Origin of the sequence: Providencia sp. PROV080 (assembly GCF_033688105.1) — a bacterium.
Taxonomy (GTDB): domain Bacteria; phylum Pseudomonadota; class Gammaproteobacteria; order Enterobacterales; family Enterobacteriaceae; genus Providencia; species Providencia zhejiangensis.
Map to the genome: position 1 here is coordinate 3,576,640 of NZ_CP096346.1, position 22,246 is coordinate 3,598,885.

The following is a 22,246-nucleotide window of genomic DNA, read 5'->3' on the forward strand; positions in this document are numbered from 1 at the left end:
TATTCGCTACTATCTTCATCACAATAAGGACATGGATGGGAGGTCGCGAGTATGATTCAAAAAAATCCTACAACACCACATGATGCCGCCTTTAAAGGTTTTTTAACCCAAATAGATAATGCCCGCGATTTTTTCGATATTCATTTGCCTAAACATATTCGCTCGTTATGTGACTTTAATACGTTAGCACTAACTAACTCCTCTTTTATCGATAAAAAACTACGCTCTCGCTTATCTGATGTCCTTTATACCGTACAAACAGAACTGGGTGATGGTTATCTTTATCTCCTCATAGAGCATCAATCAACGCCTGATAAATTAATGAGTTGGCGGTTAATGCATTATGCATTTTTGGCAATGAATCAACACCTTCAGCAAGGTCATAAAAGTTTACCGCTCGTCGTACCCATTTTATTTTATCATGGGAATAACTCCCCCTATCCTTATTTGAAAACATGGACTCACTGTTTTTCTTGGCCCGAACTCGCTGATGAGCTGTACTTTAATCCATTTCCATTGGTGGATATCACTGTTATTGATGATAATGAATTAGTTAATCATCGAAAAATTGCCGTAATGGAACTCGCACTGAAGCATAAAAATCTACGTGACGAATATCAGCAAGTGACGAGCCTACTCGCTCAAGCACTAAATAAGCACTATAATAGTGAGCAAGATATCAGCATCATTATTAACTATCTGTTCACTACGTTAGATTCATCTCAGTATTTTGAACAAATAATTCAACAGCTAATTGAACAAATTGAAAATCATCAAGGTGTTACTATGAATATCGCTCAACGTTTAAAAGATAAAGCCAAGCTAGAAGGTGAAATTGCAGGTATGCAAAAAGCGAGACACGAAAATGCGCTTTCATTACTAAAAAATGGTGTCAGCTTCGAACTCGTCATGAAGAGCTTAAATTTTAGCCATGAAGAATTACAGCTTATAATTCAAGAGAATAAGGATACTCGCCAGTCATAATATCCAGTTTGTGCGATAGCCTTTAAGCTGACCGCACGCAAGTATCCTATATCACGCAAAAGGTCTCACAGACCTTCCGGTTTTTTACGTAATAAATAGCGGTATGGCATTTGTTCAGTTTCAACAGCCAATAATTCATGCTCCATAAAACGGCAGAAACCCGGGATATCACGTGTAGTTGCAGGATCATCTGCAATGATGAGTAAAGTATCACCGGCATTCATACCACGAACCGTTTTACGAACTAACATCACTGGCTCAGGACAACGCAAACCTAGTGTATCAAGAGTTTTAGTCGCATTTAAAAATAAATCAGGCATAACAAGGCTTCTATAAATAATAAAAGATTCTTTGATTATATAATAAAAAATAGCGCGGCGGGCCTAACAGTTTTGCTTTTGTTGCGCAACAAGCGTATTATGCGCACTTCCCAATGTCGGGAGAATTTTTTATGGGTTCCCTCACCCCATTGCTACTTAAAAAGGTACAATATGTTTTCATTCACAGCACAGCAAAAAGCCAGTGCATTAATTTGGCTATCTTTGTTTCATATCTTAATTATTACTTCAAGTAATTACCTTGTGCAGTTACCGATTAATATATTCGGTTTTCATACCACATGGGGAGCTTTTACCTTTCCATTTATTTTTTTAGCAACCGACCTCACCGTGCGAATTTATGGTGCTCCCTTAGCTCGTCGGATCATTACTGCCGTAATGTTGCCTGCACTGCTCATTTCCTATGTCATTTCTGCGCTGTTTTTCCAAGGCGAATGGCAAGGGTTTACGACATTAACAACATTTAATTTATTTGTCGCCCGCATTGCCGCAGCGAGCTTTATGGCTTATGTTCTAGGCCAGATAATGGATGTCAGCGTATTCAATAAGTTACGTCAAAATAAACGTTGGTACGTTGCACCAGCATGTGCGATGTTTTTTGGCAACTTAATCGATACTATTGCCTTCTTCTTTATTGCATTCTATCGCAGTAGCGACCCTTTTATGGCGGCGAATTGGGTAGAAATCGCTTTAGTAGATTATGCCTTTAAGCTTTTCATTTGCATGCTATTTTTCCTTCCCGCTTATGGCGTGTTACTTAACTTTATTTTGAAAACCTTTTTTGCTCAAACAGCCGAGCAAAAACTTGCGAATCAGCATTAGAGTGAGAGTGAAGGGGGATGTCCTCCCCCCTTCTCTCCCCCCGAAAAATTACTGATCCAACTCTCATTTTATTGGTTTGATTCATCAATAATTTCACAGCCATGATAATCTGACGACATAATCGAAACGATTCGCGCCATTTCCATTTCGATTCCCACAAAAAAAGAACACAAACGAACAGAAATAACCATCGACCTCTATCTTTTGGAGTCTGTAAGATGAAAAAACTGATTAACCGTGTTGAAGATATTATCAGTGAAGTCAATCAAGGATTGACCTCAGCCCATCCTGAATTAATTCTGAATGTTGACCCAACTTATCTTGTCCATAAAAATGCCCCGATTAAAGGTAAAGTGGGACTCCTGTCCGGTGGCGGCAGCGGTCATGAGCCCATGCATAGCGGCTATATCGGTTTAGGTATGCTAGATGGCGCATGTCCTGGAGAAATGTTTACCTCGCCAACCCCCGACCAGATGATGGAATGCGCAATGGCTATTGATAGCGGGGAAGGCGTATTGATGATCATTAAAAACTATACTGGAGATGTGCTGAACTTTGAAACCGCTGCCGAGCTATTACACGATGCAGGAACGAAAATTGCCACAGTACTAGTCGATGATGATGTCGCTGTAAAAGATAGTTTATATACGGCAGGACGTAGAGGAGTGGCAAATACCGTTTTAATGGAAAAAATACTTGGTGCCGCGGCAAGCAAAGGCTATACACTCGATCAATTGGTAGAGTTGGGTCATAGAATCAATAATAACGGCTATAGTTTAGGTGTTGCCTTACAGGCATGTACAGTTCCTGCTGCCAGAAAACCTTCTTTTGCACTTCCTGATAATGAAATGGAATTTGGTGTTGGTATCCATGGAGAGCCAGGGATTGAGAGAAGAAGCTTTACGAATTTGAATGAGACTATCGATCAAATGTTTGAAACCCTGATCGAAAATGGTCACTATGAACGCATCATTCGTCAGTGGGATCGTGAAAACGGCAGCTGGCAAGAACACAAACACATCAAACAGCCTTTGCAAAAAGGTGATCGAGTCATTGCTCTCGTCAATAACCTTGGAGCAACACCATTATCAGAACTTTATGCCGCCTATCACCGTTTACAGACCTGCTGTGACAGCTTTGGTTTAACCATCGAACGCAGCCTTGTAGGCGCCTATTGTACCGCACTTGATATGCAAGGGATCTCAATCACACTACTCAAAGTAGACGACGAAGCTTTAATGTTATGGGATGAACCTGTCAATACCCCAGCTTTACGTTGGAAATGCTGATAACCCGATAACCTTTACGCTGAAGACAGTATAAATAGCGGTAAAATGGAGCAAAACACGATGAGTTTAACACAACAGCAGATCTATCATTGGTTAATTCAGTGCTCACAGACCTTTGCCCATGAGCAAAATAATCTTACTGAGCTTGATACCGCGATTGGTGATGGCGACCATGGCCTCAATATGAATCGAGGCTTTCAAAAAGTGGCAGAGAAGCTTCCCTCGGTTCAAGACAAGGATATCGCAACACTCCTCAAAACAACGGGAATGACACTATTATCCAGCGTTGGGGGAGCTAGCGGTCCACTATTCGGCACATTTTTTATTAAAGCATCACAAAGTGTAGTAGGTAAAGAAAGCTTAAATGTGGCGGATTTATCTGAACTCATCAAAGCAGGAACCGCAGGCATTGTTTCTCGTGGTAAAGCTGAGCCTAATGACAAAACGATGTGTGATGTTTGGTGGCCAGTTTGTGAATCGCTAGAAAAATCAGTATCACTCCCCTTAAACACAGCCATAGATGCCGCTGTCGAGGCTGCAAAACAAGGAGTTGCATCGACAATACCAATGCAGGCACGTAAAGGGCGAGCGAGCTATTTAGGCGAGCGAAGCATAGGGCATGCTGATCCGGGTGGTATGTCAGTATTACTCATGTTAGACACTCTCAAAAAATCAATTTGATGATATCTCACGTTGGTGAAGCTCCCATCACCAACGTGTCATTTTATCGATTTAATGCATAACAGATATCATCATAAATAACTCCATTAATTTCATAATTTTCTGTAATGACTTTCTGTTTGAAAAAACCATTCTTCAGCAACACTTTTTCTGAAGCCACGTTTCCTTCAGTCACTATCGCTATAAATGAACGGATCTGTGCATATTCTGGTGATGCCAACAGCATTTTCAGTGCTTGCGTAGCGATTCCTTTCCCCGCAAAAGTAGGATCAATCAAATAGCCAATTTCACCAACATATTGCTGCTGTTCTAATGACAAGCAAATACCGATCAACCCCATTGCTTGATAGGTCTGAGTATCTTCAATAACCAAGCATAACCAATGCTCTGAAGATAAGTTCCATTCAGGTAAACGGCTTTCAAAAGCGGCCAGAATGTCTTTTTCGGTTTTTGGATTAGAAACAAAACGTAGAACATCAAGGTTAGTATAGAGTTGGAAAAAGAACTCTTTATCTTCTAGGGTCAGTTTTCTAAGTTTGAAAGTAATACTCGTATCGAACATGTAATATCCATCGTCATCAAGCCACAGCGTAACTATAAACGACCATTGGCAGATAACAAAAGACATAAAAAAGGGAGACAGACGGTCATCTCTCTCCCAAACGGGTTAACTAAGTCATTTATAATATTGGCTATAATGCTTTGGCTAATAAACTAATCGGGTGCTCACATTTTTTACTGGTTGACATCTCTATCTGCCACTTACAGGTTTCACAATCCGTGATCACCATATCCGCCCCACTTTCTTCAATTTGACGGAATAGTCCCGCACCAATTCCTTGAGAAACCTCATAATTTTCTTTTTTAAAGCCATATGTGCCTGCGATACCACAGCATTGTGAATCAAGCACAATTAATTCAACACCGGGGACACGTTTAATCAATTCCAATGTATAAGATGTCCACCCCATTTTTTCCATGTGACAAGGTGTGTGATACGCCACTTTTAATGGTGTCTGTTTAAGCTTCAATTCACGTCCTTGCTCCAATAAGCGATAAATATAACGAGTCGCTAGCTCAATGTTATCGCGCATTTGAGAGGTATCGACATCTAAAACATGTGTATATTCATCACGAAGTGTGAAAGTGCAAGTCGATGACGTTGCAACAACAGGGATATGATTCTCAAGGATCGTTTCTTGTAATGACTCTAAGTTAACGTTCGCTTGACGCTTAGCTTGTTTCATAAACCCATTGGCAATTAACGCCACACCACAGCATTTTTCACGTTTGAGTAATTGAACCCCAATTCCCATGGCATTAAACACGTTGATTAAATCTTTACCTAACTGTGGATGGTTATAGTTGACATAACAACCATGAAAAAAAGCGACCTGCTCTGGGAATTTCTGTTGTTCAGCCGCTTGTTTTGCATACCAACGACGGAATGTACCGAACGAATATTTTGGTAATTCACGGCGATGATCGATTTTTAACGCTTTATCTAGAATTTGGCGAACAGGCTTCAAACCTGTAATGGTATTGACTACCGGTGCAAAAGGTGTCGATAAAGAGCCCATTAAATCGGTATGGCTGAGAATAGCATCACGCAATTTTGGTTTTTGCTGGCTGTAAGTGTTACGCGCACGCGCAATAATATCACCGATTTTAACATCGGATGGGCATGCAACTTCACAACGCTTACAGTTCGTGCAGTATTTTAATGCCTCATCATACAGCATGGGGTCTTTTAAGCGTAAACGCTCTCCATCTGGACCTGCCTGTTTTGGACCGGGATACAGAGGATTAACCTTAGCAACAGGACAATAGGTTGTGCAAACAGTACATTTAATACAACTTTCAAAACTCGCATCCTGAATACTCATTGCGCTACCTCCGCCTGCATGGCTCTTTGTCTTTCAAAATAACGCATAATTTCACCCGCAGCATGTAACCCACTAATGAGTGAAACCCCTGCTCCACAACCTTCTGTTAATGGGTCAAAACCACCTAAGACTGCACCAGCGACATACAAGTTTTCGATCGTTTGGCCATCTTTTTTCGCTCGTAATTGTTCATCTGTCTGAACACCAAATGTCATATAAGGCTGCGAAGCAAAAAACGCTTTATTGGTCCATTGAGCACGTTCAGGTATATGACACAAATCAAGATGCATTAATGGCTCATAGACGCGATCAAACTCAGCAACAAGCCCGTTATTAAAAAAGCTCCCTGTCGCTAACACAAATTGTGAGGCTTTCAGTGAAATATCGCCATGATTACGTGTTGTTACTGATTCAATTCGTGATCCAATACAATTCACTGACGTCACTTTATCTCCAGGCATCACGATCCCACCTTGGCGGCGAAACTGACGTAATAGCGTTTCATGTAATCGAATACCAAGTAATGACGGAGGTAATGTAGGTAATAAATAGATCGGCTTGCCTAGCTGTTTTTGTAGCTCCAATAAGGGCTGCTCGGTGTCTAACCCTATACAAGCAGGCATAAAAATAGTCTCTGCATCGGTAATTAATGGCTTAATTTCGGCTACTATCTCTGCCATATTTTCAGGCCTATCTAACCAACGCGCCACGTTGATCGCCCTAAATTCGCTGGGGTTTTCTCTGAGCCTATCAAGCAATGGCAAATGCACATAGTAAGGGCTCGCATTGAAACCTTCCCGTTGTAATTCATCCGAGACCATCTGAGGTTGAAAATCTAAAAAACCCTCTATACCGACCACTGCGATGTTACCCATATTCATTTTGCTATGCAGCGCCGCTGTCGGAACAGATTCAGGGCTTAACCAAGTGAGGCGCTTATGCCCTAATGGTGTTATACGATAATGATTTTCATCACTGGATCCTCGTAGCTTCATGCCACTTTGCTGCAATAATGCTTCAGCAAGATGCGTTAGCTTAATCACAGACAATTTACCAAGGCGGCTATATGGGTGCTCTGGTGACTGTTCACTGAGTTTATCTAGCGCATCCAACGGCTTTTCGACAACTTGTCCATCTGGAAGGTGGGTTAATAAATCCAAAGAGCCTGAAGAAAAATGTAATGCATTTTGTCCTGCACTGACGATGGCGCAAGATAAACCCGATTGTGTTAAACGGATACCACACATCAAGCCAGCAAGGCCTCCGCCCATTACGACTGCATCATATTTCATTATCAGCCTCCTTCTCAGGTGTGTTACCCAAGGTTTTTTCATTCATGCCACAGAGTCCATGGTAAACCCAGCTCGTAAATTCGCTCTCTCGCAGAGCATCGCCCCAAGCAATAGGCCTCACCCCTTTCCAACGTTCATTCAGGAAGTGTCCTAATTGCTGCTCGGTTTCATGCGGAGTCGTCACATTAAAACGATTTAAAAGACCCGCGGCTCGGCAAGCACATAGCTCACCTTGACAAGTTCCCATCCCAACACGAGTACGCCGTCTTAAATCAAGTAGGTTATTGACTGTTAATGAGTTTACGGCGTAACGAACCTCTCCAGCAGTGACGGCTTCACATTCGCACACGAGGCTTTTATCCAACCGATTGGTGCTCAGTATCGCAGATGCGCGATCCCCATGGCGGTATACTGCCGAGCCGCGAATCGGCGCTGGAATGGAAACAACATTACGCAACGCTTCTTCTGCACTATGCTGTGACCCTGGTAAAGGGGCATCCGCGGTTGTACATTTCGCCGTATGACCTAATTTCTCACAAACTTTATCTGTCGCCCACTCAGCCATTAACCGGTAACTCATTAATTTACCACCAGTAATTGTGATAAAGTTTTCAAGGCCATCACGTTTCGCATGGTCCAACAACACAATACCGCGACTCACATTACGACCAGAAGGATCATCATCGCTGGCAACTAATGGCCTAACCCCCGCATAAGCGCGCAATATGCGTGTTTTCGCTAATGCCGGTGAGAGCATTGAACCTTCGCGGATCAAAATATCGACCTCTTCCGGTGTCACATACATATTATCAATTTGATCATATTCAATATGCGTTGAGGTAGTACCAATCAATGAAATGGTGTCACCCGGTACCAAAATATCCGCATCCGCAGGCTTACGACAGCGATTAATAACCATGTTATTTAATCGATGACCAAGAATGAGCAAAGCCCCTTTTGCAGGGAACATTTTAACTCTCAAATCTGCATATTCAGCGATTCTTTGTCCCCAGATCCCCCCTGCATTGACGACTATTTCGGCATAAATATCATATTGTTGTTTAGCTTGGTGATCATAAACTGTCACACCGCGTACTTTATCGCCATCACGAATCAAACCAATAACTTCATGATAGGTAAGCACTTTAGCACCATGCTCCCGTGCGTCTAACATATTTGCAGCCGTTAACCGAAAAGGGTCTACAGTGCCATCGGGTACACGTACCGCACCTATTAATTGTGGGTTCACTGAAGGCTCTAGACGAATTGCTTCTGCGGGATCAATCGCATTAGCATCAATGCCCGCCGCTTGGCAGGCTTGAATAAATTGTTGTTGATATTCAAGTGAATCTTCAGGCAAGGTAATGAATAAACCATCGGTTTTTTCAATACAATGATGAGCAATACGTTTTAGTATCTTATTTTCTTCAATACACTCTCGTGCCGATTCTCCGTCCGTGACGGCATAGCGAGCACCGCTATGTAACAAACCGTGGTTGCGTCCTGTTGCGCCTGTTGCAATATCATGCCTTTCGAGTAAAACCGCTTTTAAGCCTCGGCGGGCGCAGTCACGAGCAACACCTGCACCTGTTGCGCCACCACCAATAATGATGACATCCGTTTCAGTCACAGATGAGCCATTCATGTCGCATTCCTCACATTAATCAACATTACTTTTAGTATGGTCTATTTTTATAATCTATAACTAAATATAGACAAGAAACGTGCTCGATGTTTGATAAGGAACAAAAACGAAAACAATTAAGTCAAAATAGGTAATAAAAAGCCAAAATTCGTGACACAAATCACAATAAATCATCTAAAGATGGTTTCTTTTCGTTCGTAAATAACATTAACTATGCCACCCATAAATAAAACAAATATTTGTGCAGTAGATTACAGATAAAATGTTTTTTTATGACTATCATAAGAGCACTTATGAAAGAAATTGCTCGATATGAAACTCGAATACTTTCGTTTTTGTCATTCTATCCATAAAAAATACTCAATACCCTTTATCTCGTATGAGATATAGAAGGTGAGAGGTAATAACTATTAGCATGCCATCGGAGGCTATATGTTAAGCATTTTTAAACCAGCACCTCATGCCCCGAGGTTGCCAGCAGAGAAGGTAGATCCAGTCTATCGTCGACTGCGCTGGCAAATCTTCATGGGAATTTTCTTTGGTTATGCAGCGTATTACTTGGTAAGAAAAAACTTCGCATTAGCGATGCCTTACCTTGTTGAGCAAGGCTTTTCCAAAGGGGATCTGGGTTTTGCATTGTCAGGGATCTCTATCGCGTACGGTTTCTCTAAATTTATTATGGGGTCAGTATCAGACCGCTCTAACCCGCGAGTATTCTTACCCGCCGGTCTGATCCTTGCCGCAGCCGTAATGCTTATCATGGGCTTTGTGCCATGGGCAACGTCTAGCATCATGATTATGTTCGTGTTGCTGTTCTTATGTGGTTGGTTCCAAGGAATGGGTTGGCCTCCTTGTGGTCGGACTATGGTGCACTGGTGGTCACAAAAAGAACGTGGTGGGATCGTTTCGGTTTGGAACTGTGCTCATAACGTAGGTGGCGGTATCCCTCCTCTCCTATTCATGCTCGGTATGGCATGGTTTAACGATTGGAAAGCGGCGCTGTATATGCCTGCATTCGCGGCGATTCTGGTTGCGATTATTGCTTTCGCTTTAATGCGTGATACACCACAATCATGTGGTTTACCACCAATCGAGGAATACAAAAACGACTACCCACCTGACTACAAAGAGTCAGATGAGCAAGAGTTAACAGCAAAAGAAATCTTCATGAAGTATGTGTTCCCGAACAAACTTTTATGGATGATCGCGATTGCTAACGTCTTCGTTTACTTACTACGTTACGGTGTACTTGATTGGTCACCTACCTATCTACGTGAAGTAAAACACTTCGCTATGGATAAATCCTCTTGGGCTTATTTCCTATACGAATATGCAGGTATTCCAGGTACATTGCTCTGTGGTTGGATGTCGGACAAAGTGTTCCGCGGTAATCGTGGGGCAACGGGTGTGTTCTTCATGATTCTCGTGACGATTGCCACCATTGTCTTCTGGATGAACCCTGCTGGTAATCCAAATGTTGATATGGCTTGTATGCTCATCATCGGCTTCTTAATTTACGGTCCTGTAATGTTGATTGGTCTACATGCTCTTGAGCTTGCACCGAAAAAAGCGGCAGGTACTGCGGCTGGCTTTACTGGGCTATTTGGTTACCTTGGTGGTTCTGTTGCCGCGAGTGCTATCGTTGGTTATACCGTCGACTACTTCGGTTGGGATGGTGGCTTTGCTGTCATGATTGGTGGTTCTGCACTTGCTGTCGTACTACTGTTTATTGTGATGGTTAGCGAATCTAAACACAAACGTGAATTAGCGAAAATGAACTAACACTTCATTAAAGATTCACGTTAGTGCACTAAGCTCTGGGCTATATCAAAAAACGATATAGCCCTTTTTTTACCAAAAAAGTGACAAGGAGATACAATCATGCACTTCCCATTAAAAACGTTGGTGGCAAGTATGGTTTTAGTGATGTCAGTTTCAGCAGTGGCACAAGCAACTGAAAAGGTCGTTATCGCGCACCGTGGCGCAAGTGGCTACTTACCCGAACACACGTTACCAGCAAAAGCGATGGCTTATGCACAGGGTGCTGACTTTCTTGAGCAAGATTTGGTGATGACCAAAGACAATGAGTTAGTGGTACTTCATGACCATTACCTTGACCGCGTCACGGACGTCGCTGAGCGTTTTCCCAACCGCGCTCGCAAAGATGGCCGCTATTACGCCATTGACTTTACGCTCGATGAAATCAAATCATTAAAATTCACTGAAGGTTTTGATATTGTTGATGGTAAACAGGTTCAGAGCTACCCAAACCGCTTCCCTATGGGAAAATCAGATTTTCGAGTTCATACTTTCCAAGAAGAAATTGAATTTATTCAGGGATTGAATAAATCAACAGGAAAAAACATTGGTATCTATCCTGAAATCAAAGCCCCTTGGTTCCACCAACAAGAGGGCAAAGATATTACGAAAAAAACACTCGAAGTCTTGAAACAGTATGGCTATACCGATAAAAACTCAAATGTTTACCTTCAGTGCTTTGATGCTAACGAACTAAAACGCATCAAAAATACCTTAATGCCAGAAATGGGTATGGATTTAAAGCTTGTCCAGTTAATTGCCTATACGGATTGGAACGAAACGCAAGAACAAAAACCAGATGGTACTTGGGTTAATTATAGCTACGATTGGATGTTTAAACCCGGCTCAATGAAAGAAGTCGCTCAATATGCCGATGGGATTGGCCCTGACTACCATATGTTAGTCAGTGAAGATTCAACCCCTGACAATATTAAGCTAACGGGTATGGTAAAAGATGCCCATGCCAACAATATGGCGGTACACCCTTACACTATTCGAGTCGATAAGCTTCCGAAATACGCTAAAGATGGTCAACAACTCTTTGATATTATCTACAATCAAGCTGATGTAGATGGTGTATTTACCGATTTCCCTGACCTAGGTGTGCAGTTTCTCCAAAAACAGAAACAGCATCCATAATCCCTAGAAAGCCGATTGCAGCCAAACGGCTGCAATCTCAGACTGCTGACAAACCTATTATATTTGGCGGCAAGTCGAATAGATTTTGAAAATAAACGAGGAAAATCAATTTATTGATTTTCGGCTGATAACACAAAGTGGGGAAAACCACGCTTTTATCCCACTTTGTCAACAACCTCCGATTGCAGCCAAACGGCTGCAATCTATCATCATTAAGCGATAGTCACAGGAAAAGCAATCACATCACTGATTCTTTCTGCATCTAATGCAATCATAATTAGGCGATCAACCCCTAATGCCACTCCCGAACATTCCGGTAATCCATGAGTTAACGCCGCTAATAAACGTTCATCAATAGGATGCACGGGTAGCCCCATAGCAGCACGCCGACGATTATCTTGTTCAAAACGCTGGCGTTGCTCATTCGCATCCGTTAATTCACGAAAGCCGTTTGCTAACTCCATCCCTTTAAAGTAAACCTCAAAGCGTTCTGCAACACGATGATCTTCAGTGCTGATTTCAGCTAAAGAAGCCTGAGTAGCAGGGAAGTGATAAACCACAACGGGTTTTTCTTTACCAATATGAGGTTCAACCCCCATCGTAAACAGTAACTGCAATAGGGTATCTTTATCTTCTTCTTGTTCGGCGACATTACTCAGATCCAAACGAGCAGCAACTTCCCTCAATTCACTTTTTTCTGCTGAAAGGGGATCAATGTCGAGATGACGCAAAAATGCTTGCTGATAAGACAATAATTCCGCACTGTCACAATCCAGTATTTGCTGTAGCAGATCATCAACTTCATTGATAAGGCGATACATATCATAATGTGGACGATACCATTCAAGCATCGTGAATTCAGGATTATGATGCCTGCCAGCTTCTTCATTACGGAAACTACGGCAGAGCTGATAGATAGGTCCACTCCCCGCAGCCAATAAGCGCTTCATATGGTATTCAGGGCTGGTCATCAAATAGAGATCTAACCCTTGTGCAGCACCGGGTCCCACAAAACGGGTATTAAAAGGGACAAGGTGAATATCCGTGATGGTCGCCTGACTCATCGCCGGAGTTTCAACCTCAAGTACACAGCGCTCCGTAAAAAAACGTCTAATCTCAGAGACGATTTTTGCTCGCTTTAACAGATTCGCGACAGGTGCACTTGGCTGCCAGTCCACTACTTCACTCATTAACATCACTCCAAAATAAACATAGTCGTGCAGTTTACTCACCTCTTGCGCGACAAACAATGCATTAACACGAATCAAATGCAATTGAGGTATCCGCTGCTATCATAATCATCCACGAACAGACTGAAATGTAACAAAGTGAGCAAAATAGCGTCGCTTATTCTTCAGCCAACACGATTGAGTAACGATCGTTTTATACCGCATCTAACCAGCTGCACAAAAAAGAAAAATCATGATTATTTCTAATGTAATGTTAAGGCCATGTTATCAATACTCTTCGTTAAACTTAATCAAATAAATGAGTATTTCAGACAATAAAAATGCGCAAATAGCACTTCAGATATTACCGATTTTATTTGCTATCGAATATTCGAGATGAATAAGTTTATTCAATAAAATTTTTGTTATTATTCGCTTTACGACAGGAAATACGCGATCTTTAAAGTAGATTTAAATCCTGAAACTGACGTTAAAAATAATGGTAATCATTTGAATTGTCGTTTTTTTAGGACTCATCAAACTTAAAATGCCGCTCATGAAAAAACAATTAATAAAAACTTGGTATAGATCACATTTTATAGTGGAAATCGCCTAAAACCCCCCTCTATATCAAATTTATCCTGAGGACTATTCGCTATAATTCACAGCATGATAAGTCATTATTAGCTATTATATTATTTACTATTAAAAAAGAGAGTTTGTGCGGTATCACTCAACGTGATGCAAACAAGCAGATAGCTAAGCATCAAAAGTATTTAAAAGAATTTATTAATTTACACTTGAACAATGGAGAAGCGCAGTGCAAACCTTCAATGCCGATCTAGCGATTATCGGGGCCGGGGGCGCAGGCTTACGTGCAGCGATAGCTGCCGCAGAAGCAAATCCCAATATCAAGATTGCTCTGATCTCAAAAGTTTACCCAATGCGTAGTCACACTGTGGCCGCAGAGGGGGGATCAGCCGCAGTGACTCAGGCCCATGACTCCTATGACTATCATTTTAATGATACGGTTGCCGGCGGTGACTGGCTGTGTGAGCAGGATGTCGTCGAATACTTTGTCGAACACTGTCCGACAGAAATGACTCAGTTGGAACTATGGGGATGCCCATGGAGCCGTAAACCAGATGGTTCAGTTAACGTTCGTCGTTTTGGCGGTATGAAAATTGAGCGCACTTGGTTCGCTGCCGATAAAACTGGCTTCCATATGCTTCATACCCTGTTCCAGACATCGCTTAAATACCCTCAAATCCAACGCTTTGATGAACATTTTGTTCTCGACATCATTGTTGATGAAGGCCAAGTTCGTGGTCTTGTTGCCCTCAATATGATGGAAGGTACAAAAGTTCAAATCCGAGCTAACTCTATCATCATGGCTACAGGCGGTGCTGGGCGCGTTTATCGCTACAACACTAACGGTGGTATCGTAACGGGTGATGGTATGGGTATGGCATTCCGCCATGGCGTCCCTCTACGGGATATGGAGTTTGTTCAATATCACCCAACGGGTCTTCCTGGATCGGGTATCCTAATGACTGAAGGCTGCCGTGGTGAAGGTGGTATCCTTGTTAATAAAGATGGCTACCGTTATCTACAAGATTACGGCATGGGACCAGAAACACCACTCGGTAAACCTGAAAACAAATATATGGAACTCGGTCCTCGTGACAAAGTTTCGCAAGCTTTCTGGCACGAATGGCGTGCAGGACGCACCATTAGCACCCATCGTGGTGATGTTGTGTATCTAGACTTACGTCACCTTGGCGCTGAAAAGCTGCATGAGCGTCTACCGTTTATTTGTGAGCTAGCAAAAGCGTATGTGGGTGTGGACCCCGTTACTGACCCCATTCCTGTTCGCCCTACTGCTCACTACACAATGGGGGGTATCGAAACAGATCAAAACTGTGAAACACGCATCAAAGGCTTGTTCGCTGTTGGTGAGTGTTCATCTGTAGGTCTGCACGGAGCCAACCGTTTAGGTTCTAACTCATTAGCTGAGCTTGTTGTCTTCGGCCGCCTAGCGGGTGAACAAGCGGCTAAACATGCAGCAGAAGCCACGCCTGCTAACGCAAATGCGATTGAAGCACGCACTCGCGATATCGAAGATAATCTGAACAAGCTTCTCAACCAAAAAGGGAAAGAAAGCTGGTCGAAAATCCGCGATGAGATGGGAATCTCAATGGAAGAAGGTTGTGGTATTTACCGTACACCTGAACTCATGCAGAAAACCGTTGATAAAATTGCGGAATTGAAAGAACGCTTTAAACATGTCGAAATTACCGACCATAGCAGCGTGTTCAACACCGATCTACTTTACACTATTGAACTTGGGTTTGGTTTAGATGTTGCCGAATGTATGGCACACTCCGCCTTTAATCGTAAAGAATCGCGTGGTGCACACCAACGTCTTGATGAAGGCTGTACAGAGCGTGATGATGTGAATTTCCTAAAACACACATTGGCATTCTATAACCCAGAAGGCGCACCTCGCCTCGAATACAGTGATGTGAAGATTACTAAATCTCAGCCAGCAAAACGTGTTTATGGTGCAGAAGCTGAAGCTCAAGATAAGGCAAAGAAGGAGCAAGCTAATGGATGATATGAAACACTTAAAAATGGAGATCATGCGCTACAATCCTGAAACGGATAATGAGCCCCATTTAGTGGCATATGATGTCCCTTATGATGAGCAAACCTCATTGCTGGACGCTTTAGGTTATATCAAAGATAACCTTGCACCTGACCTCTCTTATCGTTGGTCTTGCCGTATGGCAATTTGTGGTTCTTGCGGGATGATGGTTGATAAAGTGCCAAAACTGGCCTGTAAAACCTTCCTACGTGACTACCCCAATGGTCTAAAAGTTGAGCCATTAGGCAACTTTCCGATCGAACGTGATTTGGTGGTTGATATGACTCACTTTATTGAGCGCTTAGAAGCGATCAAACCTTATATTATTGGGAATGATCGCAAACCTTCTGAAGGGCCAAATAAGCAAACTCCCGCTCAAATGGCGAAATATCATCAATTTTCAGGCTGTATCAACTGTGGTCTCTGCTATGCCGCCTGCCCACAGTTTGGTTTGAATCCTGAGTTTGTTGGTCCTGCTGCAATTACCCTGGCTGAGCGCTACAACTTAGATAACCGTGACCACGGAGCAAAAGAACGCATGCCATTATTGAATGGTGATGATGGTGTCTGGAGCTGTACATTTGTAGGCTACTGCTCTGAAGTCTGTCCTAAGCATGTTGACCCAGCAGCTGCAATCCAGCAAGCGAAAGCAGCCAGCGCGCAAGACTTTATTATCGCCATGCTGAAGCCACGATAAGGAGAATTGAAGTCATGACTACAAAACGTAAACCCTATGTAAGGGAAATGAAGGGCGACTGGTGGCAAAAGTTAGGTTTCTACCGCTTTTACATCGTACGTGAAAGTACCTCCGTTCTTCAGCTATGGTTTAGCCTTTTAGTGTTATTCGGCGTATTCGCCTTAAAAGGTGGTCCAGAATCTTGGGCAAGCTTTGTTGGATTTTTAAGTAATCCAATCGTCATTATTATCAACATTATTACACTGGCTGCGACGCTACTTCATACCACAACATGGTTTAATCTAGCGCCAAAAGCCGTCAGTATTATCGTTGGTGATAAGAAAATGTCACAAGAACCGATTGTTAAAGGTTTTTGGGCATTAACGATCTTAGTGACGGCAGCGATTTTAGCAATCGCACTGCTATTTTAATCAACGGAGGATCTGATGAATCTAACGCCTAAACGTTCCGATGAACCAGTTTTCTGGGGATTATTTGGTGCCGGTGGTATGTGGAGTGCCATTGTTGGACCTGCTATCATCATTCTCTTGGGAATATTAATCCCATTAGGTGTTGCACCTGAAATGCTAAGCTATGAGCGTATTGTCGCATTCTGCCAAAGTTTTATCGGGCGTATTTTCTTACTGCTCATGATAATTCTACCAGTATGGTGTGCTATGCACCGTATTCACCACACACTGCACGACTTTAAAGTGCATGTCCCAGCATCAAAATGGGTATTTTATGGTGGTGCGGCGATTATTAGCGTGATCGCTATTATTGGTGTCATTGCTCTGTAACCGCGTTACTGATCCCTCATATGCCTCACCGCTATGAGGGATTTTTCATGATATTGCCTCTCATCTCCCTTACTATTTCCACGTTATTAAACAGCTCTAAGACGACTGTCATGGCAGCCTCTTGATCAAGGCTACGATTTCATTTCCTATCAATCCATCTGCGGTTATGACATGGCGATGACGCTAATGACGTCATCCGGGCTAGATTTGGTAGTGCCTGTATTACACATTAATCAATTAGATAGCGCATTTCCCTTGCGTTAATGGCAGCTTCTATGACTGAGGAGATGACTAAACTCTATTCGCTTTTTAGCGTTTATGCTTACCGTTTTATATTTGGTTTATTGTCTTTAATCCGTAACAATCAATACCGAAGAAAAATAAGGATGCGGTATCTGAGATATCACGCGAGTGTCTTTTCCTTAATTGATAAAATAGCTTTGATTATGACGGATTGCCTTGTTTATTATGCCATTCATGGCTCAGTTTTATTTATTGAAAAATAAAAGGGGATCTCAATTTTAGACGTCGAGATCCCCTCTATTTTATCAATAGATTTTTAATCATTTAGCAAAATGATTTAATTATCTAAAAAGTCTTTTCTCATTGGCACGAATATATCTAAGATTTCGCCATGAGATAAACATTCACAGCGATGTTTCTCATTAGAAGGAATATAGACAACATCACCTTCCCCAACTTCTTTAGAAACATCCCCGACTTGATATCTAAATTTACCTTTGAGTATATAACTCATTTGTTCATGTGGATGAGAGTGTAAGTCACCTAATGTACCCGCGGTGAAAGATAATCTTGCTATCATCATATTTTCACTACCGAGAAATAACTTACGTCGCGTATCTAGGGCAATATTTTTTGCCTCTGTTTCCTTATCGAAAATAAACATTACGACCTTAGTGTTAATATTATGGCTATTTAATTTGATTTTACTAATGGTTCATCATCCGGTGTAATTGGCTTAATATTTCTTAACATTACTAAATAAACCAATGCCCCAATTGCGCAAGCAATACCAGATACAATTAATGCCCAAATAAATGAACCCGTTGCCGCAATAATATAGCCAGTTACAATAGGACCTAAAATACCGCCACAATTAGAAACTGCACTTTGCATTCCACCTAAGACTGACGTCATATTACGTGGCGCAACATCCCCAGGTAATGACCATATTGCTGAGGCTGCAAAGGCAAGTGCTGCATAAGATAAACACAGTAAAAACATCATTAAGGTCACAGATTCAACTAACCCCGAAAATGCGATACTGGTTGCAATCAGCATACCGCCCACAATCGGTAATTTACGAGCAAGGTTGATATTATTATATTTAATATACAAATAATCCGTCGTCCAACCGCCAAGCCATTGACCTGCGATCCCACATAGTGGTGGCAACATGGCAGCAAATCCCATTTCTTCCAAACTCATACCTCGTTCCATCATTAAATAAGCAGGGAACCAAGTAATAAAGAAATAAATGGCGTAGTCCAACATAAAGAAACCGATACACATAGCTTGTACATTGCGGTAACGGATCAACTGATACCACTTCATCGGCTGAATATTATCAATACCATCTTTTTTAATTTGCCCATCACGAATATAAGCAAGCTCTTCAGCACTGATTTTTGGGTGTTGTTCCGGATCGTGATATACCTTTAACCATGCAAAAACCCAGAGAACCCCTAATGCACCGCAAATAATAAATGCCGATTCCCAGCCCCATTTCGCAATGATCCACACCACTAATGGCATGGCGAACGCGGTTCCAAATTTAGAGCCACTATCAAATAATGCCGTTATTCTGCCTCGTTCACGGTCTGGAAACCATTTTGCAGCGATACCACTATTACATGGATATGCCCCAGCTTCCCCCATGCCCATTAGAATTCGAGTGGAAATAAAACTCAGTGGCGTTTTGGCTAATGCGGTGGCAGCTGTTGCTAATGACCACCACAATACCGATCCTGCCAACGTTTTTCTTTGCCCATATTTATCTGCAATAAAACCCGCGGGTATTTGGCATAATGCATAGCTTAAGAAAAACGCTGACATTATCCATCCCATCATCTCTGGTGAAATTTGCAGTTCCTCTGAGATAGTCGGTGCCGCCGCAGACATAACAGTTCTATCTAAGTAATTAATAACAATCGCAAGCGTCATTAATATCGCTATCGAGAACCTTATTTTTGTACCTTTGTTCTTATTTTTCATCGTAACCATACCTTTTAATAAGGAGAGGAAACCAGATAGTGTGATCACTATCTGGCTTATGTAAATGAAGTTACTTAAACAAACGCTCTGGATTTACTGTGAATTTTGCTAACTTATCGATATCTAGTTCGATACCAAGTCCCGGTAATTTTGGAATCGTTAAATAACCCTGCTCATCCACTTTGAATGGTGTTTTAACAATGCCATCGATATATTGGCTACCACCAATAAACTCGACAAAGTCCACTTGTGGGAAAGCGGCCGCCATTTGTAAGTCAGCCGCCAGCCCCATTGCGGTATTCCAACCGTGTCCAACATACTTAACCCCAAACTCATCAGCGAGCCATGCGATTCGACGTTGCTCTGAGATGCCTCCCACTTTCGTCACATCAGGCTGAACGATATCGAATGCCCCTTGTGAGAGCCATGGTAAGAAAGATTGACGACGGGTTAATACTTCACCACCGGCAATAGGTACTGGGCTTTCTTTACGCAGCACTTTAAAGTCTTCAAGGTCATCAGGACGTAGCGCTTCTTCAAACCAACCAACTTGATATTCCGCTAACATATGCGATGTTTGGATTGCCCATTTCAAACCGTTTGGCCAATATGCATCACTTGCTCCCGCATCAACTAACAAGTGTGATTCGTACCCTGCCACATCTCTTGCCGCTTCCACAATTGCTCTATCTAATTTGGCATCGTTATTACGTCCAAATGGTCCCCAACCAATTTTAAATGCTTTAAAACCAAGCTTTTTATAATCAGAGATCACGTTGAACATTGTCTCTGGTTCTTCCATAAGTAAAGAGCAATACGGCTGTACCTTGGAACGATAATTACCGCCAAGTAACGTACTGACGGGTAGCCCTGTTGCTTTACCTAAAATATCCCACAAAGCAATATCAATACCGCTAATCGTATGTGTTAACGTTCCCCCACGCCCCATCCAGAATGTATTTTGTCTAAGTTTTTCAGACACTCTTTCTGGCTGCAATGCACTTTCACCAATACATAAAGATGCCAGTACAGGAATAGCGGCTTCAACTAAGCGACCATCGGTAAAGACGCTGCCGTACCCCGTGATGCCAGCATCGGTATGCACCGCAATAATGGCGTGGATCGAATCTTCTGGCTTGATTTCATTAGACCATCCCCCTTTTGGGCTCTCCCCAAATAAAGGCACGGCAACAATTTCAGTAATTTTTATGTCTTCAAGCATGTTGTTCATGTTTTTTCCTTCTCTTACTTAACTGTATTTGAGGCATTTAACAACATTGTAAGATTGTATACAATATTCAATTGTTGAATATGTGATCCATTCTGGGTTTATCCCCTCTCGAAAAAATATCGCGATAGTGGGTTTTTTATTGGTTTATTGCTAGCCAATGTGATAATTTTGATGCATTAAAGGCGCAATCAACTACCAATTAATTCTTTGATTAGTAACAAATTTAATAGGCTAAACATCATGACCGTTGGAAAAGGGAAACAATCGCAGAAAATCACCTCGCAAGAAGACTATTGGAAGCCAATCAAAGCAAGGACACTCACTGATGATGTGGTAGATAAAATTGTCGAGGCAGCAACGCGTGGATTTATCCTGCCTGGGGATCGTATTGTTGAAAAAGAAATTGCGGAAAAAATGAATGTCAGCCGTGTTCCAGTTAGAGAAGCCTTAAGAGTATTAGAAAGCCAAGGGATCGTGATTAATGAGCCATTTAAAGGCATACGAATGGCCCCCGTTTCAGAAGAGAGGCTGGATGAACTGATCGAAGTCAGAATTCTATTAGAACGACAAGCGATTAAAACCTTTATCGCTAAACACAAGCATTTAGACCCACAATCTATCGAACAGCTAAACCAGTGTATTGTGCAAATGGCGCGAGCAGCAAAATTAGCGGATAGCTATGAGTTCTCGCTTTGTGACGTGAATTTCCATCGGACATTATGCCAATTAAGCGGGAACAATACCCTAACCGCATTATGGGAAAACGTCTCTAAACAGTTGACAATTATTATTGGGATATCCACCTTTACCAAGCCTATGGAAGAAATTATTGATGAGCACAAAGTGCTATTAGATAAAATACGCTCAGGGGATCTCAATATTCTAGAAACAGAAATCAAAGAGCATATTCGCAATCAAAATAAAGAAATAAACTTTAATCAAGCTATTGATAAAAAAAGAGAGCCCAAATAAATAAACCTAACGTAGCCCTCGATAAAAAGGCCGTGTTAATGAACACGCAAGCGAAAACACTTAGCGCCTAACCTGCAAAGGAGCATCTTGGCTAATCATTACCTATCTCAGGGAAGTTTTTTCGATAGGATTTGCACATATCACGACGAATTTGAGCTTTCCAGCGTACTAAAGAACCCAAATATCGAGTCTCTATTTTCGGCGCATTTGCGTGGATTGAAACTTTATCATTATCCATCAATACGGGCGCCTATTGCGCCCGTATTAACGAGTATATTGATGTTAGCTTGAAACTTTTAGACCGATTAAACCGGTAATAATTAATGCCAAACTTAATAAACGAAATATATTGGCAGACTCACCAAGAAATATAATCCCAACTATCGCGGTTCCCACAGCGCCTATTCCAGTCCAAATCGCATAGGCTGTCCCTGCGGGCAGATCACGCATTGCATAGGCAAGCAGCCCCATACTGGCAATAATCGCGACAATTGTAACAATACTGGGGGTAAGACGAGTGAAACCGTGGGTGTATTTTAAACCAACCGCCCAAACAATTTCTAAAAGGCCTGCAAACAATAGGATTACCCAAGCCATTGCTGTAACTCCATAAACAATGCG

At 42.0% G+C, this 22,246-nt stretch carries 21 protein-coding genes; 11 read left to right on the top strand and 10 right to left on the bottom strand.

What is annotated here, in order from left to right; translation table 11 throughout:
• The first annotated feature begins 51 nt into the window (after positions 1 to 51).
• Positions 52 to 984, top strand: a complete 933-nt coding sequence (locus M1F03_RS16090; protein ID WP_251464693.1) for an Rpn family recombination-promoting nuclease/putative transposase — start codon at positions 52 to 54, stop codon at positions 982 to 984.
• 65 nt (positions 985 to 1,049) lie between these two features.
• Here M1F03_RS16090 and tusA read toward each other — a convergent pair whose 3' ends face one another.
• Positions 1,050 to 1,304: a sulfurtransferase TusA gene (tusA, locus tag M1F03_RS16095; protein WP_251464694.1), complete on the bottom strand. Its 255-nt coding sequence runs from the start codon at positions 1,302 to 1,304 to the stop codon at positions 1,050 to 1,052.
• A gap of 171 nt (positions 1,305 to 1,475) precedes the next feature.
• On the opposite strand from tusA, the gene M1F03_RS16100 reads away from it, so the two are divergent.
• The 3 genes from M1F03_RS16100 (at position 1,476) to dhaL (ending at position 4,114) form a co-directional block, all read left to right on the top strand.
• Positions 1,476 to 2,144 carry a 7-cyano-7-deazaguanine/7-aminomethyl-7-deazaguanine transporter gene (locus M1F03_RS16100; protein WP_154622028.1) on the top strand — a complete coding sequence of 223 codons (669 nt, stop codon included), beginning with the start codon at positions 1,476 to 1,478 and terminating at the stop codon, positions 2,142 to 2,144.
• Between the two features lie 218 nt (positions 2,145 to 2,362).
• Complete coding sequence (gene dhaK / locus M1F03_RS16105; protein ID WP_318840006.1) at positions 2,363 to 3,433, top strand: dihydroxyacetone kinase subunit DhaK; 1,071 nt, start codon at positions 2,363 to 2,365, stop codon at positions 3,431 to 3,433.
• Between the two features lie 60 nt (positions 3,434 to 3,493).
• Positions 3,494 to 4,114, top strand: a complete 621-nt coding sequence (dhaL, locus tag M1F03_RS16110) for a dihydroxyacetone kinase subunit DhaL (RefSeq protein ID WP_163863055.1) — start codon at positions 3,494 to 3,496, stop codon at positions 4,112 to 4,114.
• Between the two features lie 43 nt (positions 4,115 to 4,157).
• Here the strand turns inward: dhaL and M1F03_RS16115 are convergent, their stop codons facing one another.
• From M1F03_RS16115 to glpA, 4 genes are all read right to left on the bottom strand, one after another.
• Positions 4,158 to 4,676, bottom strand: a complete 519-nt coding sequence (locus tag M1F03_RS16115; RefSeq protein ID WP_154622031.1) for a GNAT family N-acetyltransferase — start codon at positions 4,674 to 4,676, stop codon at positions 4,158 to 4,160.
• A gap of 130 nt (positions 4,677 to 4,806) precedes the next feature.
• Positions 4,807 to 6,000, bottom strand: a complete 1,194-nt coding sequence (gene glpC / locus M1F03_RS16120; protein ID WP_154622032.1) for an anaerobic glycerol-3-phosphate dehydrogenase subunit GlpC — start codon at positions 5,998 to 6,000, stop codon at positions 4,807 to 4,809.
• Entirely contained in the window at positions 5,997 to 7,292 is a 1,296-nt protein-coding gene (gene glpB / locus M1F03_RS16125; protein WP_154622033.1) for a glycerol-3-phosphate dehydrogenase subunit GlpB, read from the bottom strand. The genes glpC and glpB overlap by 4 nt, the downstream gene beginning before the upstream one ends.
• Entirely contained in the window at positions 7,282 to 8,937 is a 1,656-nt protein-coding gene (gene glpA, locus M1F03_RS16130) for an anaerobic glycerol-3-phosphate dehydrogenase subunit A (RefSeq protein WP_318840007.1), read from the bottom strand. The genes glpB and glpA overlap by 11 nt, the downstream gene beginning before the upstream one ends.
• Positions 8,938 to 9,369: 432 nt before the next feature.
• On the opposite strand from glpA, the gene glpT reads away from it, so the two are divergent.
• Together glpT and glpQ are read left to right on the top strand one after the other, a co-directional pair.
• Positions 9,370 to 10,719, top strand: a complete 1,350-nt coding sequence (gene glpT, locus M1F03_RS16135) for a glycerol-3-phosphate transporter (RefSeq protein ID WP_163863061.1) — start codon at positions 9,370 to 9,372, stop codon at positions 10,717 to 10,719.
• A 99-nt stretch (positions 10,720 to 10,818) separates the two neighbouring features.
• The gene (gene glpQ, locus M1F03_RS16140; protein WP_154622036.1) at positions 10,819 to 11,895 is read left to right on the top strand and encodes a glycerophosphodiester phosphodiesterase; all 1,077 of its coding nucleotides are present in this window, start codon (positions 10,819 to 10,821) and stop codon (positions 11,893 to 11,895) included.
• Between the two features lie 212 nt (positions 11,896 to 12,107).
• Here glpQ and epmA read toward each other — a convergent pair whose 3' ends face one another.
• Complete coding sequence (gene epmA / locus M1F03_RS16145) at positions 12,108 to 13,085, bottom strand: elongation factor P--(R)-beta-lysine ligase (RefSeq protein ID WP_163863651.1); 978 nt, start codon at positions 13,083 to 13,085, stop codon at positions 12,108 to 12,110.
• Between the two features lie 799 nt (positions 13,086 to 13,884).
• Here epmA and frdA point away from each other — a divergent pair.
• Genes frdA through frdD form a run of 4 tightly spaced genes read left to right on the top strand, consistent with a single transcriptional unit; the run spans position 13,885 to position 17,187 of the window.
• A complete protein-coding gene (gene frdA / locus M1F03_RS16150) occupies positions 13,885 to 15,681 on the top strand; it encodes a fumarate reductase (quinol) flavoprotein subunit (protein ID WP_163863066.1) in 1,797 nt (598 codons plus the stop codon).
• Positions 15,674 to 16,408, top strand: a complete 735-nt coding sequence (locus M1F03_RS16155; protein WP_154624539.1) for a succinate dehydrogenase/fumarate reductase iron-sulfur subunit — start codon at positions 15,674 to 15,676, stop codon at positions 16,406 to 16,408. Before frdA ends, M1F03_RS16155 begins: the two co-directional genes overlap by 8 nt.
• 14 nt (positions 16,409 to 16,422) lie before the next feature.
• Positions 16,423 to 16,818 (top strand): fumarate reductase subunit FrdC, encoded by a 396-nt coding sequence (gene frdC, locus M1F03_RS16160; RefSeq protein ID WP_004925800.1) that lies wholly within the window; start codon positions 16,423 to 16,425, stop codon positions 16,816 to 16,818.
• A gap of 15 nt (positions 16,819 to 16,833) precedes the next feature.
• Entirely contained in the window at positions 16,834 to 17,187 is a 354-nt protein-coding gene (gene frdD, locus M1F03_RS16165) for a fumarate reductase subunit FrdD (RefSeq protein WP_004925804.1), read from the top strand.
• A gap of 580 nt (positions 17,188 to 17,767) precedes the next feature.
• Here the strand turns inward: frdD and M1F03_RS16170 are convergent.
• The 3 genes from M1F03_RS16170 to M1F03_RS16180 all read right to left on the bottom strand — a co-directional run bounded on the left by M1F03_RS16170 (position 17,768) and on the right by M1F03_RS16180 (position 20,653).
• On the bottom strand, positions 17,768 to 18,013 hold the full coding sequence (locus M1F03_RS16170; protein ID WP_231131814.1) for a cupin domain-containing protein: 246 nt from the start codon (positions 18,011 to 18,013) through the stop codon (positions 17,768 to 17,770).
• Positions 18,014 to 18,123: 110 nt separating this feature from the next.
• Complete coding sequence (locus tag M1F03_RS16175; protein WP_154624541.1) at positions 18,124 to 19,422, bottom strand: MFS transporter; 1,299 nt, start codon at positions 19,420 to 19,422, stop codon at positions 18,124 to 18,126.
• A gap of 70 nt (positions 19,423 to 19,492) precedes the next feature.
• Positions 19,493 to 20,653, bottom strand: a complete 1,161-nt coding sequence (locus M1F03_RS16180; RefSeq protein WP_318840008.1) for a mandelate racemase/muconate lactonizing enzyme family protein — start codon at positions 20,651 to 20,653, stop codon at positions 19,493 to 19,495.
• Between the two features lie 240 nt (positions 20,654 to 20,893).
• Between M1F03_RS16180 and M1F03_RS16185 the strand changes: the two genes are divergently transcribed.
• Complete coding sequence (locus M1F03_RS16185; RefSeq protein ID WP_163863070.1) at positions 20,894 to 21,625, top strand: GntR family transcriptional regulator; 732 nt, start codon at positions 20,894 to 20,896, stop codon at positions 21,623 to 21,625.
• Between the two features lie 282 nt (positions 21,626 to 21,907).
• On the opposite strand, the gene sugE is transcribed toward M1F03_RS16185, so the two are convergent.
• Entirely contained in the window at positions 21,908 to 22,222 is a 315-nt protein-coding gene (gene sugE, locus M1F03_RS16190; protein WP_154624543.1) for a quaternary ammonium compound efflux SMR transporter SugE, read from the bottom strand.
• Between the last annotated feature and the right edge of the window lie 24 nt (positions 22,223 to 22,246).